The organism is Bradyrhizobium tropiciagri (assembly GCF_018130545.1).
Lineage (GTDB): Bacteria > Pseudomonadota > Alphaproteobacteria > Rhizobiales > Xanthobacteraceae > Bradyrhizobium > Bradyrhizobium tropiciagri_A.
This window is the reverse complement of sequence record NZ_JAFCKF010000001.1, coordinates 35,977-50,989: the sequence shown is the minus strand read 5'-3', so window position 1 is coordinate 50,989 and position 15,013 is coordinate 35,977. Positions and strand designations below refer to the sequence as shown.

At 65.9% G+C, this 15,013-nt stretch carries 13 protein-coding genes; 4 read left to right on the top strand and 9 right to left on the bottom strand.

The window, feature by feature from the left end:
* The 5 genes from JQ616_RS00265 to JQ616_RS00245 form a co-directional block, all read right to left on the bottom strand.
* Positions 1-201 carry a cold-shock protein gene (locus tag JQ616_RS00265; protein ID WP_163149424.1) on the bottom strand — a complete coding sequence of 67 codons (201 nt, stop codon included), beginning with the start codon at positions 199-201 and terminating at the stop codon, positions 1-3.
* 283 nt (positions 202-484) lie between these two features.
* Positions 485-796, bottom strand: a complete 312-nt coding sequence (locus JQ616_RS00260) for a c-type cytochrome (protein WP_212011361.1) — start codon at positions 794-796, stop codon at positions 485-487.
* A gap of 11 nt (positions 797-807) precedes the next feature.
* Positions 808-2,007 carry a molybdopterin-dependent oxidoreductase gene (locus tag JQ616_RS00255; RefSeq protein WP_212011359.1) on the bottom strand — a complete coding sequence of 400 codons (1,200 nt, stop codon included), beginning with the start codon at positions 2,005-2,007 and terminating at the stop codon, positions 808-810.
* Positions 2,008-2,227: 220 nt separating this feature from the next.
* Entirely contained in the window at positions 2,228-2,455 is a 228-nt protein-coding gene (locus tag JQ616_RS00250; protein ID WP_212011357.1) for a hypothetical protein, read from the bottom strand.
* Between the two features lie 160 nt (positions 2,456-2,615).
* On the bottom strand, positions 2,616-4,352 hold the full coding sequence (locus JQ616_RS00245) for an adenylate/guanylate cyclase domain-containing protein (RefSeq protein ID WP_212011355.1): 1,737 nt from the start codon (positions 4,350-4,352) through the stop codon (positions 2,616-2,618).
* Between the two features lie 216 nt (positions 4,353-4,568).
* Between JQ616_RS00245 and JQ616_RS00240 the strand changes: the two genes are divergently transcribed.
* Positions 4,569-6,086: a glycosyltransferase family 39 protein gene (locus JQ616_RS00240; protein WP_212013053.1), complete on the top strand. Its 1,518-nt coding sequence runs from the start codon at positions 4,569-4,571 to the stop codon at positions 6,084-6,086.
* Between the two features lie 249 nt (positions 6,087-6,335).
* On the opposite strand, the gene JQ616_RS00235 is transcribed toward JQ616_RS00240, so the two are convergent.
* Both JQ616_RS00235 and JQ616_RS00230 read right to left on the bottom strand, forming a co-directional pair.
* A complete protein-coding gene (locus JQ616_RS00235) occupies positions 6,336-7,367 on the bottom strand; it encodes a YcjF family protein (RefSeq protein ID WP_212011354.1) in 1,032 nt (343 codons plus the stop codon).
* Positions 7,364-8,827, bottom strand: coding sequence for a YcjX family protein (locus JQ616_RS00230; protein ID WP_212011353.1), 1,464 nt, complete (start codon positions 8,825-8,827; stop codon positions 7,364-7,366). The genes JQ616_RS00235 and JQ616_RS00230 overlap by 4 nt, the downstream gene beginning before the upstream one ends.
* A gap of 196 nt (positions 8,828-9,023) precedes the next feature.
* Here JQ616_RS00230 and trhA point away from each other — a divergent pair, with 196 nt between their 5' ends.
* Both trhA and JQ616_RS00220 read left to right on the top strand, forming a co-directional pair.
* Entirely contained in the window at positions 9,024-9,719 is a 696-nt protein-coding gene (gene trhA, locus JQ616_RS00225; RefSeq protein ID WP_212011352.1) for a PAQR family membrane homeostasis protein TrhA, read from the top strand.
* 143 nt (positions 9,720-9,862) lie between these two features.
* Entirely contained in the window at positions 9,863-10,657 is a 795-nt protein-coding gene (locus JQ616_RS00220; protein WP_212011351.1) for an SDR family oxidoreductase, read from the top strand.
* Positions 10,658-10,783: 126 nt separating this feature from the next.
* On the opposite strand, the gene JQ616_RS00215 is transcribed toward JQ616_RS00220, so the two are convergent.
* Positions 10,784-11,398 carry a TetR/AcrR family transcriptional regulator gene (locus JQ616_RS00215; RefSeq protein WP_249136300.1) on the bottom strand — a complete coding sequence of 205 codons (615 nt, stop codon included), beginning with the start codon at positions 11,396-11,398 and terminating at the stop codon, positions 10,784-10,786.
* An 89-nt stretch (positions 11,399-11,487) separates the two neighbouring features.
* Here JQ616_RS00215 and JQ616_RS00210 point away from each other — a divergent pair, with 89 nt between their 5' ends.
* Complete coding sequence (locus JQ616_RS00210) at positions 11,488-13,029, top strand: 4-hydroxyphenylacetate 3-hydroxylase family protein (RefSeq protein ID WP_212011349.1); 1,542 nt, start codon at positions 11,488-11,490, stop codon at positions 13,027-13,029.
* 268 nt (positions 13,030-13,297) lie between these two features.
* Here the strand turns inward: JQ616_RS00210 and mdlC are convergent, their stop codons facing one another.
* The gene (gene mdlC / locus JQ616_RS00205; RefSeq protein ID WP_212011347.1) at positions 13,298-14,923 is read right to left on the bottom strand and encodes a benzoylformate decarboxylase; all 1,626 of its coding nucleotides are present in this window, start codon (positions 14,921-14,923) and stop codon (positions 13,298-13,300) included.
* Between the last annotated feature and the right edge of the window lie 90 nt (positions 14,924-15,013).

Here is a 15,013-nt window from a genome sequence, read left to right as displayed (position 1 = left end):
CTAGACCTTGAGGTTTTCGGCTGACGTCTTGCCGCGATTTGCAATTTCTTCGTATTCAACGGACTGGCCTTCGTTGAGGCTCTGAAGGCCGGCCTTCTGAACTGCTGAAATATGCACGAAAATGTCCTTGCCGCCCGATGCGGGCTGGATGAATCCATAGCCTTTGGTCGGGTTGAACCACTTCACTGTACCTTTGGGCATTCCAGTCGTCTCCGCGGAATCAATCGAAAACAGACCAGTCGGTCCCCGCACAAACCGGCTTGTCCGTACCGCACAGGATAGCAGTTTGAAAAAAGCTGGGTAGATCAAACCACGGTGTGTTTTTGCCCGGAAACAACCCGCTTTGCGGGGGGGTGGTGCCGGATTGCCTGTTTCATGGTCAATTGATGCGCTGCAAAAAGATCGGTTCCACTAAACCTGAATGGCCAAGATGCCCCCGCGCGGGCGCATCGGCCGCTGCGCGGGGGGATCGATCGACCGCCTCTCAATAGGTCGCGGAGAGATACTCGACGATCTTGCCGACGTCGGCCTGATCGATCGGCGCGCCGTAGACCTTGATCATCTTGGTCACCTCGGCTTGCCAGAAATCCTTCTTGAACTTCTCGCCCTGCGGCTGCGTCTTGATGTAGTCGGCCGAGTGGCAGCCCGTGCAGTTGCTCTGCACCACCTCGAGGTTGGGACCCGGCTTGAACGCCGCGGTTTCCTCGGGAAGCGTGTAGTTGACGGGCGCGGCGATCGCGGCCCCGATCGACAGCACGGCGATCGCGGCGAAGGGGAGAAGCAGCTTGCTGGTCATGATGCTTCTCCTTACGCCGCGGTGACGCGCACGGTTTCGACGACGTTGCGCAGATAGCCGGCCGGATTCCACAACGGATCCATCGGCTGGGTGTCGCCGGCATTGTTGGTGGCGCGCACCTTCAGATCGTATGAGCCCGCCGCGAGCTTCACCGGCAGCTTCCATTCGCGGAATGCGTATTTGCCGAGGTCCTTGCCGAGCTTGGCCGGTGTCCAGCTCTTGCCGCCGTCGATCGAGACCGCGACCTCCTTGATGCCCTTGCCGCCGTCGAAGGCGATGCCGCGCAGCATGGTGCGGCCGGCCTTGACCTTGGCGCCGTCGGCAATGCTGGTGATGAACGAGCGCACCGTGAAGCGGTTGATCGGGATCGTCGCCTTCGGTGCGGTGCCGGGCTCGACCGCGTTGTTCGGCGTGTCCGGGATCCGGTAGGCAGACTTCATCCAGAAGCCCTCGAACACATTGTCGATCACGGTGATCTCGTTGAGGTGCTTCACCCAATAGGTGCCGTAATAGCCGGGCACCACGAGGCGGAGCGGGAAGCCGTTGAGGAATGGCAGATCTTCGCCGTTCATGCCCCAGGCCAGCATCACCTCGCCGTCACGCGCGTGGTCGATGTCGAGCGCCTTCACGAAGTCGGGCGTCGTCTCCATCACAGGTCCGTCCATGCCGTTGAAGGTGACCTGCTTGGCGCCGGCCTGCACGCCGGCCATGTCGAGCACGGTCTTCAGCGGCACGCCGTGCCAGCGCGCGCAGCCCATAGCACCGTTGGCGAGCTGGCCGCCGGCGACGCGCGGATTGAAGAAGCCGCGGCTGTTGCCTGAGCACTGGTTGACGGCGACGAGCTCGGTGGCCTTCAGCTTGCGGATATCCTTCAGCGACAGCTTCAGCGGCTTGTCGACCTTGCCCTTGATTTCAAGCGTGAACTTGTCCGGATCGAGGTCGTAGGGGATGCCAGCGAGGTGGTAGCGGACGAAGAACGCGTTGTTCGGCGTCAGCGGGCCGTCGTTGAAGATCGCAAACGGCGTTTCCAGCTGCGGCGGCCGGCTGGTCAGGCCGATCATCGGGCGCTTCTGCGGGTAGCGCACCAGCGGCCGTTCACCATTACCGAACGGCAGCGTCACCGTGTCGAGGGCGAATGCGCCCTTTGATCCCAGCCCCGCCGCCAGCGCGGCCAACCCGGCGCGCTTCATCAAGTCTCGTCGATCGAGCATTCCGCTTCCTCCGAAGCTGTTCTGTGCCGGGCTGGTCATCACCAGGCCCGGATTGCCTTGCGCGCCTTCGCATCATGGACTGCGCGCGGCGACAAATGTCGCACCTGACAATTGCGAGTCAATTGAGCTTTCGCAGCGCTTTGCAGCTTTGCATCGCAATAACGAAAGCCCCGATCGCATCAGGCGACCGGGGCATTTTGATTCCGGGTGGTCGGGTCGATCAGTAGCAGACGTTCACGGTGCGATAGCGATAGCCGTAGGGCGTCAGCACCAGGCGGGTGACGTAGCAGCCTGAGTCGACGAAGCCGACGGAGATGCCCGGGCCACCCCAGAAGTGATGATGGTACGGATGCCAGAAGAACGGCTTGGCGGAGGCTGCGGTCGGCGCCAGCGCGGTGGCAGCGAGCGTTGCGGCGGTTGCGAGAGCGAGCGTGACTTTGCGAAGCATGGTCGTCTCCTTCAGATGCGCGTTGAACTCTGTCGCGGCGCGGTTGCAGTGTTACCCATCGCCAGTCAGTCGCATCCGGCATGGGACGCGTTCGAGCATCGCTGCTGAACGCGCGTTCGGATGTGCGGAAGGTCACACTCGCAGTGGGTGGGGATTCCGGTCAGGCCGCGACGGCGCGGCGGTCGTCGACCAGCGTGGACAGCACGCGCGTCGTCTCGACCGTGCGCACGGTCATCGGCTCGTTGCGGCCGCGGATCGCGACCTCCTGTGCCGGCAGGGCGTCGTCGGCGAGGCCCGCGGTGACGCGCACTTCGTCGGAGATCACCGCCTCGCAGGCCAGCGCCTTGGTCATGTCCTGCAGCCGCGCCGCGACGTTGACGGCATCGCCGAGCGCGGTGAACACCATGTGGTCGCGATAGCCGATATCGCCGACGATCACCTCGCCGCCATGGATGCCGATGCCGAAGCGGATCGGCTCGCGCAGATCGTGGCTGAGGAACTGGTTCAGCTCGTCGATATTGGCGGCGATCAGCGCCGCCGCGCGCAGGGCCTGGCGGCAGGCCTCCTGCCGCTCGGTAGAGAGCCCGAACAGCGCCAGCATGCCGTCGCCGATGAACTGGTTCGGCCGCCCGCCGGCTTCCAGCACCGCCTGCGACACCGCGCCGAGGAAGCGGTTGACGATGAACACGGTGTCGAACGGCAGCCGCTTCTCGGCAAGCTGGGTCGAGCCGCGCATGTCGACGAACATGCTGACGAGATAACGCTCCTGACCAACCCGTGTCGGATTGGTGGCGTGGGCGTTCGCCGACATCGTGCTCGGCAGGAACAGCTGGAAGAAGGTCAGGTCGCCGGTCGGGCGCAGCTGGCAGGCGAGCCGGATCGACGGATCGTCGGTGCCGACCCGGTGCAGCACGAAGGCCTCGCGCGGCGAAGGCTCGGGCAGGGTGGCGTGATCGCCGATGATGCGGATGCGGCAGGTCGAGCAGCGCGCCCTGCCGCCGCAGACGCTGGCATGCGGCACGTTGTAGCGCAGGCTCGCTTCCAGCACGCTCAGCCCCTTCGGTACCCGCAGCGTGCGGCCGTTGCCATAGGACAGCGCGATCATGCCGCCGCGGCGCTCCAGCAGCATACGGGCGCCGCGTGCGAGCAGCACGAGGCCGAGCAGGCCGAGATAGCCGATCGACAGCCCATCGGTGATGTTCTCGAGCATGGCCCCCTGGGCGGCCGTGCCGAGCTTCTGCACCGACAGCTCCTCGCGCCGCCAGTCGGGATCCTGATAGTCCGCCATCGTGGCGCGGCCGGCCTGATAGACGCCGAGCATCGCCAAGGTCGGGATCAGCACAGCCGTCGCGAGCAGGAACGGCGCGGCGCGCTGGAAGAACGCACGCAGCCGTAGCCAGAAATACAGGCCGATGCAGCCGTGCACCCAGGCGATCACCAGCACCGCCAGCATCACCCACAGCCGGTTCGGCGAGGAGATAAAGAAGGTGTACAGCTCCTGAGGGTAGAGCTTTTCGTGCCCGTACAGGGTCTGGCCGAGCCGCACCCCGACGACATGCGCGACGATCAGCATCGGGACGCTGAGGCCGAGCGTGAGCTGCAGCGGCTCGATTGCCTTCCAGTGGAACTCGCGGCGCTGAAAAAGCGCCCAGATGCCGAGCGCGGTGTGCACCAGGCAGGCGGTGTAGAACACGATCGCGACCGGCAGGAACTGCCAGAACTCGGTGTGGTAGTGGACCCCGATCGCCATCGCCTCGGTCGAAATATTGCCGAGCGCGTGGTTGAGGAAATGACTGATCAGGTAGGCGAACATGATCGCCCCCGTGACCAGCCGGACCTGCCGTAGGCCGACGCCGCGGGCCATGTCCTGGAGGTGCTCGCGCGAGGGGGAGGCCATGTGATTCATGATCGGCAAGTCTAGTGCTTAATTCCCGGGCTGAACACCGTCACGGGTCCGGACGGCCGCATGAGCGGGCACTGCAGCACGTTGACACTCCGTTAAGAGTCGAACAAAAAGCGCGCCGTGACGATAGCCCCTCCCGATAACATCCGCGTTAAGCCGGCCCGCACGCGCGCGCCGGACTGGCGCGGCGTCATCGCCGTGATCGTTGCCATGACCGCGATGCGGCTGGTCTATGCTTATGCGCTCGATCTGCGCACCGACGAGGCCTATTACTGGACCTGGTCGAAGGAGAACGTGCTGTCCTTTCTCGACCATCCCCCGATGGTCGCCTGGTTCATCCGCTTTGGTACCGCAGTTCTCGGCGACACCAATCTCGGTGTCCGGCTCGGCGGCATCGTGGCGATGCTGGCGACCCAGCTGCTGCTCGCCGACATCGTCCGCCGTGTCACGTCGAACAATGTCCGCGCCGTGATGCTGGCGCTGCTGCTGCCGGAGGCCGCGCTTTATTACGGGTTGTTAATGGCCAAGGTCGCGCCCGACACGGCGCTGATCCCATTTTCGGCGGCCATGCTGTGGTCGCTGGTGCGACTTGCGCAGAGCAATGATGGGCGCTGGTGGCTCGCCGCGGGGCTGTTCGCCGGACTGGCGCTGCTATCGAAATTCACCGCGATCATGTTCGCGCCGGCGGTGCTGGCCTTCGCGCTGGTGCCGGACTGGCGCTGGCGCTGGCTGCGCAGTCCGTACCCCTATCTCGCCGCACTGATCGCGATCATCGTGTTCTCGCCGGTGCTGATCTGGAACGCCGAGCACGACTGGGCCTCGTTCCGCTTTCAAGCGGTGCGCGCCACCGCCGAGCGCGATCTGACGTTTCGCACCCTCGGCGAATTCATCGGCATGCAGTTCGGCCTGGTCGGCTTCGTGCTGCTGCCGGTGACGCTGTTCGGCACGGCGCTGACGGCATGGCGCGGCTATCTCAGGCGCGAGCCGATCGCGATCCTGCTGGCGACTGCGGTGCTGGTGCCGTTCATCTACTTCCTCTGGAAGTCGCTGACCTTGCGGGTCGGAGACACCTGGCCGATGTTTCTGTGGCCGGCCGGCTTTGCCGCGGTTGCCATCAACGTCACGCGGATGCCGTTCGAGGGCTGGTCGGTTGCCCTGGTCAAGTCGACCGTGTTCTGGGCGCGAAGGGCGATTTCCACGGGCATCGTCTTCGTCGTCTGCGTCTTCCTCTACTACATGTTCGCACCGTGGAATCTGATCGGCCGCACCGACCCGATCGGGACCGAGGCGGGTTACGATGTGGTGGCGGCGCGCACGCTGGCGCAGGTGCAGGCCACCGGCGCGACCTGGGTCGCGACCACGGACTACCGCACCTATGCGATGCTGCGCTGGTTGCTGCGCGGGAAGGTGCCGGTGATCGAGGTCAATGAGCGCGGCCGCTTCCAGGGCTTTGCCGATCCCGGCATGGACAAGATCCGCGATCACGTCGGCGTCTACGTCGGACGCGAACCCGAGAACAATCTGCCGCTATGGAGCGAGACCACGGCCGTGCGGCAACCGCTGGAGCGCGTGAGCCGGAGCTGGCGCGGCATGGTGATGGACACCTATGCGCTGGAGAAGATCTCAGGCTGGACGCCAAATCTGTCGCCGTCGCCGGACACGACATTCTTCCGCTGGCGCGTACTGGCGATGTTTCTCCCTTCCCTTGCAGAGGAAGCTCATTCGTAGGGTGGGCACGCTGGGCTTTGCCCACCTTACAGGCTCACTCGCGTAACCCACTCGATGTCGTCCCTGCGAAAGCAGGGACCCATAACCACCGATGCTGGTTATCTTGCGTTGCTGTAACGGCGAGCCCCGTTCACAATATCCGCTACGGCGTATGGGTCCCTGCTTTCGCAGGGACGACAGCTGTGTGTGTCGCGAGCACGACGTGGATGGTGGGCACGGCGCAAACGTGTCCTTGCCGACGCTGCGCCGTTATCCCTCTTCCTCGCGCTTGCGGATCAGGTCTTTCGCCAGATCGGTCAGGGCTGGGCGGGGCAGGGCGTTAAAGGGAAGCGGGCGGGTGACGTCGATCGCGGCGAGGCCGAGGCGGGCGGTCAACAGGCCGTTGAGCATGCCTTCGCCGAGCCGCTGCGAGAGTTTGGCCGCGATGCCGTGGCCGAGCATCTGCTGGATCAGGCTGTCGCTCGCGGCCATGCCGCCGGTGATCGCCAGATGCGCGATGACGTGGCGCAGCAGGCGGATCATGCCGAGCGCGCCGGGCCGGCCGCCATAGAGCCGCGCCAGCTGCCGGATCATCCGCAATGACGCCACGAACACGAACAGCACGTCGAACAGCGCGCGCGGGCTGACCGCTGTGACGACCGAGACACGCTGCGCGGCTGACGACACCAGCCGCCGCGCCTCCTCATCGAGCGGCGTCATCAGCTCGCGTTCGGCGAGGCGGATCATGTCGGCGCCATCGATGATATCATCGGTATGGCTCTGCAACGCGCTGCGGGCGCGAGCGAGCTGCGGGGTCCGGTGCGCGAGCTTGAGCAAATCGGCGACAACAGCCCGGCTCGCGGCGCGGTCGTCGCTGATCAGCACTTCCTCGGCGCGCAGATGCAACTTCTCGATGGTCGCAAGCCGCGCCAGGCCGACCAGCTCGCGGGTGGTGACGACGGCGAGCGCCACCGCTGCGATCACGGCGAGTCCCAGGCCGACCACGCCGAGGCCTTCATTGCGCGCGAACAGATCCTCGACGAGGTTGATGACGCCAAGCCCGGTGCCGAGCACCACGAGGCCGGCGACCGCGCTCCAGAACAGCGTGCCCCAGCGGAAGCCACGACGTTCCGGCAGCAGCGGCGTATCGATTGGCACCGGAAGCTGCGCGGATTCGGCCTCGGGCACGATCTGGATCGTGCCGCGGGTGAGGCGGCCGGCCTCTTCCGGATCCATCACGACCACGCCGGGATCGTCGAGCTTGAACGTCGCCGGCCGCCGCGGGGGCGTCTTCTCGTTCATTGCAGTCTGTCTCCGATCAGGAACTGGAGGGCGCGGTCAAGGCGGATGTGAGGCAGCGCCGGCTCCGCATCGCCGTTTCGTTCCAGCTTCGGCGGGCGGAAGCGCAGGAAACGATAATCGGCCGCCCCGGCGTCCGAGCTGGAGAGGCCGCGGAAGCCGCCGTTGAATAGCTCCTCCGGATTGTCGGGCAGGTCGCCGGGAAAGGTCGCGACTTCGGTCTCACCGTCGAGCGTCTCGCCATTGGCGACCTCGCCGGGGGCCGGGGTACCGAGGATCGACGGCAGCTTGTCGCGGCCGCGCTGAACCTGCGCCTCGCGCGTGGCGCGCACCGCGGCGAGCGCCACCACGTCGATGCTGGCGCCGGCATATTCGGCACGCTCGGCGGCTTTGGCCACGATCCGCCGCAGCACGGCTTCGAGGCGGTCGTGGCTCTGATGGTGCAGATGGTCGGCCTTGGTCGCCGCGAACAGGATGCGGTCGATCCGTGGCCGGAACAGCGCGCTCAGGATCGTGCTGCGGCCGATCCGGAAGCAGTCGAGGATGCCGGCGAGCGCGGCCTCGAGATCGTGCAGCGCCTCGGGGCCGGCGTTGAATGCGGCAAGCGCATCGGCGAGCACGATCTGGCGATCGAGCCGCGCGAAGTGATCGCGGAAGAACGGCCGGACTACGACGTCCTTGTAGGCCTCGTAGCGCCGCCGCATCATCGCCCATAGCGAGCCATCGGGCGCGCTGCCGTCGATGGGCACGTCGAGCGGCGCAAAGGTCAGCGCCGGCGTGTTGGCGAGATTGCCCGGCATCAGGAAGCGGCCGGGCGGCAACAGGCTCATCGCGAAACGCTCGTCGCGGCAGGCGCGCAGATAGTCGGTGAACAGTCGTGCCTCGGCGAGCGCGGCTTGCTCGTCCGCTTTGGCCTCGGGCTTCAGCGTCGCGAGATGCGCGTGCCAGGGCGCCGCGAGCTTTGCGCGCAGCGGCTCGCGCGACAGCGTAAGGCTCTCCGCCGACCATTGCTCGTAGCTCTTGTTGAGCAGCGGCAGGTCGAGCAGCCATTCGCCGGGATAGTCGACGATGTCGAGGGTGAGCTTGCGGTCCGCGCCATTTTGCCGCTGATACTCGATCACGAGCCTGAGCTCGGAGATGTCGCTGGTCGAATTGGGCCAGCGCCGCTCCTCGACCAGCGTGCGGACGTGGCTCTCATAGGCGAAGCGCGGCACCGCATCGTCGGGCTGCGGCGCGAGATCGGCCCGCGCGATCCGCCCCGAGGCATACGCCTCGAACACCGGGAAGCGGCCGCCACGGGTCAGCCCGTGCACCAGCGCAGTGATGAACACGGTCTTGCCGGCGCGCGACAGGCCGGTGACGCCGAGCCGCACCGTCGGGTTGAATAGACCCTCGCCATAGTCGCGCAGCGCCCGCGCCGAGAGACGGGCTTCCTCGACGATATCTCGAAACCTGGGGGGCATGGAGGGTTAACGAAAGACCCGGCAAGAGGAGCCAAAAGAGGCGGAGATCACCCGCAAGGTGGCGATTATCAGGCCAAAATCAAGCTTCACATTTCCGGCGCCTTTGCAGGCGAGGGATTGCGAGGGGAAGCAGGGGGATTGAACGCGTCACGCCACTCGCGTTACCCATCATTTGTCGGCACACAGGAAAGCCTGCATGACGGTCTTTCGCCTGAAGCAACTCGCCTCGAGCTCGATCCACGCGGCCGGCGCCGCGCTGTGGAACTACGACCGTGCCGAGCTGATCGCCGACGGCGTCGTTCATCTCGTCGGTGTCGCTTTCGGGCTGGTTGCCGCCACCGCGCTGATCGTGCTGACCGCGGTCTATGCCGGCCCGTTCGACGTTGCCGTGGTGTCGGTCTATGTCGCAGGCCTGCTCGCGATGCTGACGCTGTCGGCGACCTATAATCTCTGGCCGGTGTCGCGCGCCAAATGGGTGCTGCGGCGCTTCGATCACTCCGCGATCTATCTCTTGATCGCCGCGACCTATACGCCGTTCATCATGGAACTGAAGGACAGCTATTTTGCCATCGCGCTGTTGGTCGGCGTGTGGTGCGTCGCGATCGTCGGGATTTGGCTGAAGCTCGCCTATCCCGGCCGTTTCGACCGGCTCTCGGTCGGGCTTTACCTCGCGATGGGCTGGAGCGGCGTCATGCTCTACGACCGCGTCGTCAAGGCGCTGCCGGCAATGGCGCTCGGCTTCGTGCTGGCCGGCGGCATTCTCTACAGCCTCGGCGTGATCTTCCACTCCTGGCGCCGGCTGCGCTTCCAGAACGCGATCTGGCACTGCTTCGTGCTGCTCGGCGCCGCCTGCCACTACACGGCGGTGTTCGACGTCGTGCTGGCGAGCTGAGCGGGACGCCGGCGTAACGCGCCGGGCCGGCTCTCGAAAAGATCATGCATCGGCCAAAGATGCGCTATCATGGTCGCTCTTCGTTTGAGCATGAGACCGGCTTCCGGATCATGCGCTGAAATCAAGATATCGGGAGGATGGCCATGCAGGTGGCAGGTAAAGTGGTGGTGGTCACCGGCGGTGGCAATGGCATCGGCAAGGCGCTGTGCGAGGCGTTCCACGCCGCGGGCGCATCCAAGGTCGTGGTGGTCGATCTCGATCATGCGGCGGCCGAGAAGGTCGCGGCCTCGGTCGGCGGCGCCGCGTTCAAATGCGATGTCGGGCAGGAGAAGAACATCCTGCATGTGATCGAAGAGACCGAGCGGATGTTCGGCCCGATCGCGCTGTTCTGCTCCAATGCCGGCATCGGCGGCGGCTTCGACCCGATGTCGAAAAACGCCGGCGGCACCTCGGACGAGCCGTGGTCGCGGAGCTGGGCGATCCATGTGATGGCGCATGTCTATGCGGCGCGGCATCTGGTGCCGCGCATGAAGGCGCGCGGCGAGGGCTACTTCCTCAACACGATCTCGGCCGCGGGCCTGCTGTCGCAGGTCGGCAGCCCGGCCTATTCGACCACCAAGCACGCCGCGGTCGGCTTTGCCGAAAACCTCGCGATCTCGCATCGCGCCGACAACATCAAGGTCTCGATCCTCTGCCCGCAGGGCGTCGACACCAACATGCTGCGCTCGATCCCGAAGGGCCCGCAATCCGGCGACGGCGACCTTACCGCGGAGCAGGTCGCCCAGGATGCGCTGAAGGGCATCGAGCAGGAAACCTTCCTGATCCTGCCGCACCCGCAGGTGCTCGGCTACATGCGCAAGAAGACCGAGAACTACGACCGCTGGATCGGCGGCATGGCCAAGATCCAGGCCAAGATGCGCGAGAGCTACGGGAAGTGACTCGCGGTCGATGCTGACGGTGGATGTCACGCGACGTGAGGTGAGCCCGCTGGTCAGGCTCCCTCCCCCGCAAGGGGGGAGGGAGCCCCTTCCGCCGGTGCCATCCTCAATTGTGCGCGCGCAATCTCACTCCTTCCCGAGCTGCGCAATCTTCTCGCGCAGATACGCATCCATCAGATCGGGGGCGGAGGCGCCGAACATCCTGATGCGGCCGGTGTGCAGCAACAGCAGCAGGCCGGTGGCGTGGGCGAAGCAGTCCACCATCACCGTGTTCGCCTTTTGCCTGGATGCGCCGAGTGCTTCGGCCGCCTCCGCGATCGGATGCAGCGCCGCCTCCAGCGCGGCGTTCAGCGCGTGGTCGCGATCGTGGCCGAGCCCGGCCGGCTTCATGCCGCCGCGGAACAGATAGAAGCCGAGATCGAGGTCGCGCGGATTGTCCGCATAATAGCGGAAGAAGCCCATCCCTGCGGCGAGTAGCCGCTGCTTGGCGCCGCGCGTGGTCGCGACCGCGGCGCTGACGGCTTCGCCGAGCGAGGCCAGCGACTGCCGTAGCACCTCGGCATAGATCGCTTCCTTGGAATCGAAATGGAAATACAGCGCCGCCGGGGTGTAGCCGGCCCGCGTCGCGATCGCCCGCAGGCTCGCGCCCTCGAGGCCTTCCTCGGCGAATACGCTGCGCGCGGCATCGAGGATCAGCTCCCGCTTGTGGCGGCTGACCGCTTCCTTCCTGCTCTCGCGCATCTGCATCCGGTCGAATCCGTCCTTGACTCAATTCTAACGGCGTTCAATAATTTAACAATGTTCAAATAAATGAGCAAGGGAGAAGCGCCATGCTGATGACGGCTGCGGACTACCGGGAATCCCTGCGCCGCTACAAGCCGCGGGTGTTCGTCAACGGCGAGGCGGTGGCGAGCGTTGCGGACGAGCCGCTGCTCGCGCCCGGCATCGCCGGTGTCGGCGTGACCTATGATTTCGCACACCGGCCCGAGCACGCACCGATCATGACGGCGCGGCAGGCGACCTCCGGCAAGACCGTTAACCGCATGCTCCACATCAATGAGAGCTCGCAGGACCTGCTCACCAAGCTCGAGGCGGTGCGGCTGGTGTGCCGGACGTCGGGTTGTGCCCAGCGCTATCTCAGCCATGACGCGTTGAACGGCCTCTATCAGGCAACGAAGCTGACAGACGACCGCCATGGCACCGACTACAGCCAGCGTTTCCTCAACTATCTGCACGAGGTGCAGGACCAGGACCTGACGCTGGGCGTCGCGATGACCGATGCCAAGGGCGACCGTTCCAAGCGACCGGGCCTGCAGGCCAATCCGGACGTCTACGTCCACATCAAGGAGCGGCGCCTCGACGGCATCGTGATCCGCGGCACCAAGGCGATCGTCACCGGCGCGCCCTACATGCACGAATTCCTGGTCATGCCGTGCCGCACCCACGTGCCCGATGACAAGGATTTTGCGGTGTGCTGCGCCGTGCCGATCGATGCGCCCGGCGTTACCATCGTCGCGCGCCCGGCCGGCCGGCCCGGCGATGCCTCGGCAAAGTTCTCGGCGAAATACGGCCAGTCGGTCGGCGTCGTGATCTTCGACGATGTGTTCGTGCCGCACGACCGCGTGTTTCTTGCGGGGGAGACCGAGGAGGGCGGCTTCCTCACCACCTCCTATGCCACGCATCACCGGCACTCCTGCATCGGCGCGCGCGCCGGCTTCGGCGATCTTCTGATCGGCGCCGGCGCCTTGATGATCGAGGCCAACGGGCTCGATGCCGAAAAGCACGCCCATATCCGCGAGGCGATGGTCGAGCTCATCACCATCACCGAGAGTTTTTACGCCTGCGGCGTCGCGTCCTCGGTCTACTGCACCAAGGATCCGGCCGGCTCGGTGATGCCGGATGCGGTGTTCTCGAACATCGGCAAGCTGTTGCTGGCGACCAAGATCTACGACATGCACCGCGTCGCGCATTACGTCTCCGGCGGCCTGATCGTGGCGCTGCCGGGGCCCGACGAGGACCACAATCCGGAGACGCGCGCCTCGCTTGCCGCTGTCATGGGTGGGCGTCCGGATATTCCAGCCGAGCAGCGCGCCGAGGTGGCGCGGCTGATCGAGGACCTCACCGTCTCGCACGAAGCCGGCTGGTATTCGGTGATCTCGCTGCATGGCGGCGGCTCGCCGGAGGCGATGAAGCGCGAAATTTGGCGCAATTATCCCGTGATGGAGAAGGCCGAGCTGGTCGAAAATCTGCTCGGCCGCGGCCTCGTCGATGAGGGACAGCGGGTGTCGAAGCAGCCCGGACGCTGCTGCGCCACCGGCTGCGAGGTGCCGACGCCGCCGGCGACTGTGCACGAACCCGCTTTCGTAAGGTGAGCACGCTGATCGGGCTCCCTCCCCCCTTGCGGGGGAGGGCTGGGGAGAGGGGTAAGCCCCGGGCGAGATGATTGCAGTGAGTTTTCTTTTCGCAATCTCGATCGCGTGTCGTCGAGTCTCATATCGAGAGAGTATGCCGTGTGGCACCCCTCTCCCTAACCCTCCCCCGCAAGGGGGGAGGGAACCCAACGGCAAGTGCCTTCCTGACCAGTGGTAGAGCGTGATTGCGCGGCTGATTGTCTTGTCAGCGACGGCAGTCGCGTTTGCTTCAGCTCTTCGTATAGAGCAGCGGCACCGCGGAATCGACCATCACCTCGATCAGGCTGGTGCCGTGATGTGACAGCGCGCGCTTGTAGGCAGCGGGCAACTCGGCTGACTTCGTCACCCGCATTGCGTCGCAGCCCATGCCTTCGGCGAGCTTGACGAAATCGATGCCGGGCAGATCGAGGCCCGGCACATTGCGCACCTGCATGACCTGGCTGAACGAGCGCATCGCGCCGTAGCCGGAATTGTTCATCACGACGACGGTCAGCGGCAGCTTGCGCTGCGCGGCGGTCCATAACGCCTGGATCGAATACATCGCCGAGCCGTCGCCGATCAGGCAGACCGTGCGCCCCGTGCTGCGGCCGAGCGCCATGCCGACGGCGGCCGGCAGGCTGTAGCCGAGGCCGCCGCTTGCCATGGTGTAGAAGCTGTCCTGGCCGCGCATCGGCATCGCCTTTTGCATCAGCGGGCGATGCGACGGCACCTCCTCGACCAGCGCATCATGCGGGCCCATCGCGGCGGAGAGCGCGTGCAGCGCGTATTCGGCGGGGATCGGATCGCCGGCCGCGGGCGCGCCCGGCAGCACTCGGCCGGCCGGTGCGCTGCGCCTGGTCTCGGGCAGCAGCGCGAGCAAGGCCGTCAGCGCCGGCTTCATCGTCGCGACGATGCTGTGGCCGGTCGGCGTCATCGCGGCGGCATCGGGGTCGTCGGTGATCTGGAAGATCGTGGTTGCGCCGTCGAAGATCGCGGCATGGCCCTCGACATGGAAGGTGAACACCGGTGCGCCGACCACGACGACAAGGTCGTGCTCGCGCAGCGCGTCGGAAAGCTGGCCCGGTGCGGCATGCAGGAAGCCGGCAAATTGCGGATGACGCTCGGGGAACGAGCAGCGCGCCGAGAACGGGCTGGCCCAGACCGCGGCCTTGGTCTTCTCGGCGACGTCAACCATCAGATCGACCGCCTCGGCACGATCAACGGCGGGGCCGACAACGAGGGCGGGGCGCTTGGCCTCGCCGAGCGCGGCCGCCAGCGCCTGCATCGCGGCCGCATCCGGGCCGATATCGCGGCTGACCTGGCGCGCGTCGAGCGGCTGCGTCGCGTGCGCCCAATCGTCGATCGGCACCGAGACGAAGGTCGGCCCGCAGGGCGGCTGCATCGCGACGTAATAGGCCCGCGCGATCGCGGCCGGCACGTCCTCGGCGCGCGCCGGCTCGACCGCGAATTTCACGTAAGGCCGCGGGAATTCCGAGGCGCGCTCGGCATAGAGGAAGGCCTGCAGCGGCATGATCGAGCGCGCCTGCTGGCCGGCGGTGATCACCAGCGGGGTCTGATTGCGATAGGCGTTGTAGATGTTGCCGAGCGCGTTGCCGACACCGGCCGCCGAATGCAGATTGACGAAACCGGCATTGCGGGTCGCCAGCGCATAGCCGTCGGCCATGCCGACAACGGAGGCCTCCTGCAGGCCGAGCACGTAGTCGATATCCTCGGGCCAGTCGCTCAAGAACGGCAGCTCGGTCGAGCCGGGATTGCCGAACACCTTCTTGATGCCCCATGCGCGGAGCAGGCCGAAAGTGGCGTCCTTGACGGTGACGGTCTTGCCTTTGCTGGCGGCCGGTTTGCGCGACGACATCGGGCGGCTCCCATATCTGTCTTGTTTGGTTCCGTCATTGCGCGCGGCAAAAGCGGACAGGCAATCCACCTGTCGATGGATTGCCTGGCG

Excerpts from the sequence above, each read along its gene's own strand:
- JQ616_RS00250 (WP_212011357.1), bottom strand. The coding sequence starts at position 2,455 with ATGCTTCGCAAAGTCACGCTCGCTCTCGCAACCGCCGCAACGCTCGCT.
- JQ616_RS00235 (WP_212011354.1), bottom strand. The coding sequence starts at position 7,367 with ATGAACGAGAAGACGCCCCCGCGGCGGCCGGCGACGTTCAAGCTCGAC.
- JQ616_RS00245 (WP_212011355.1), bottom strand. The coding sequence starts at position 4,352 with ATGGCCTCCCCCTCGCGCGAGCACCTCCAGGACATGGCCCGCGGCGTC.
- trhA (WP_212011352.1), top strand. The coding sequence starts at position 9,024 with ATGACGGTCTTTCGCCTGAAGCAACTCGCCTCGAGCTCGATCCACGCG.
- mdlC (WP_212011347.1), bottom strand. The coding sequence starts at position 14,923 with ATGTCGTCGCGCAAACCGGCCGCCAGCAAAGGCAAGACCGTCACCGTC.
- JQ616_RS00260 (WP_212011361.1), bottom strand. The coding sequence starts at position 796 with ATGACCAGCAAGCTGCTTCTCCCCTTCGCCGCGATCGCCGTGCTGTCG.
- JQ616_RS00255 (WP_212011359.1), bottom strand. The coding sequence starts at position 2,007 with ATGCTCGATCGACGAGACTTGATGAAGCGCGCCGGGTTGGCCGCGCTG.
- JQ616_RS00220 (WP_212011351.1), top strand. The coding sequence starts at position 9,863 with ATGCAGGTGGCAGGTAAAGTGGTGGTGGTCACCGGCGGTGGCAATGGC.
- JQ616_RS00215 (WP_249136300.1), bottom strand. The coding sequence starts at position 11,398 with ATGCGCGAGAGCAGGAAGGAAGCGGTCAGCCGCCACAAGCGGGAGCTG.
- JQ616_RS00265 (WP_163149424.1), bottom strand. The coding sequence starts at position 201 with ATGCCCAAAGGTACAGTGAAGTGGTTCAACCCGACCAAAGGCTATGGA.
- JQ616_RS00230 (WP_212011353.1), bottom strand. The coding sequence starts at position 8,827 with ATGCCCCCCAGGTTTCGAGATATCGTCGAGGAAGCCCGTCTCTCGGCG.
- JQ616_RS00240 (WP_212013053.1), top strand. The coding sequence starts at position 4,569 with ATGACCGCGATGCGGCTGGTCTATGCTTATGCGCTCGATCTGCGCACC.
- JQ616_RS00210 (WP_212011349.1), top strand. The coding sequence starts at position 11,488 with ATGCTGATGACGGCTGCGGACTACCGGGAATCCCTGCGCCGCTACAAG.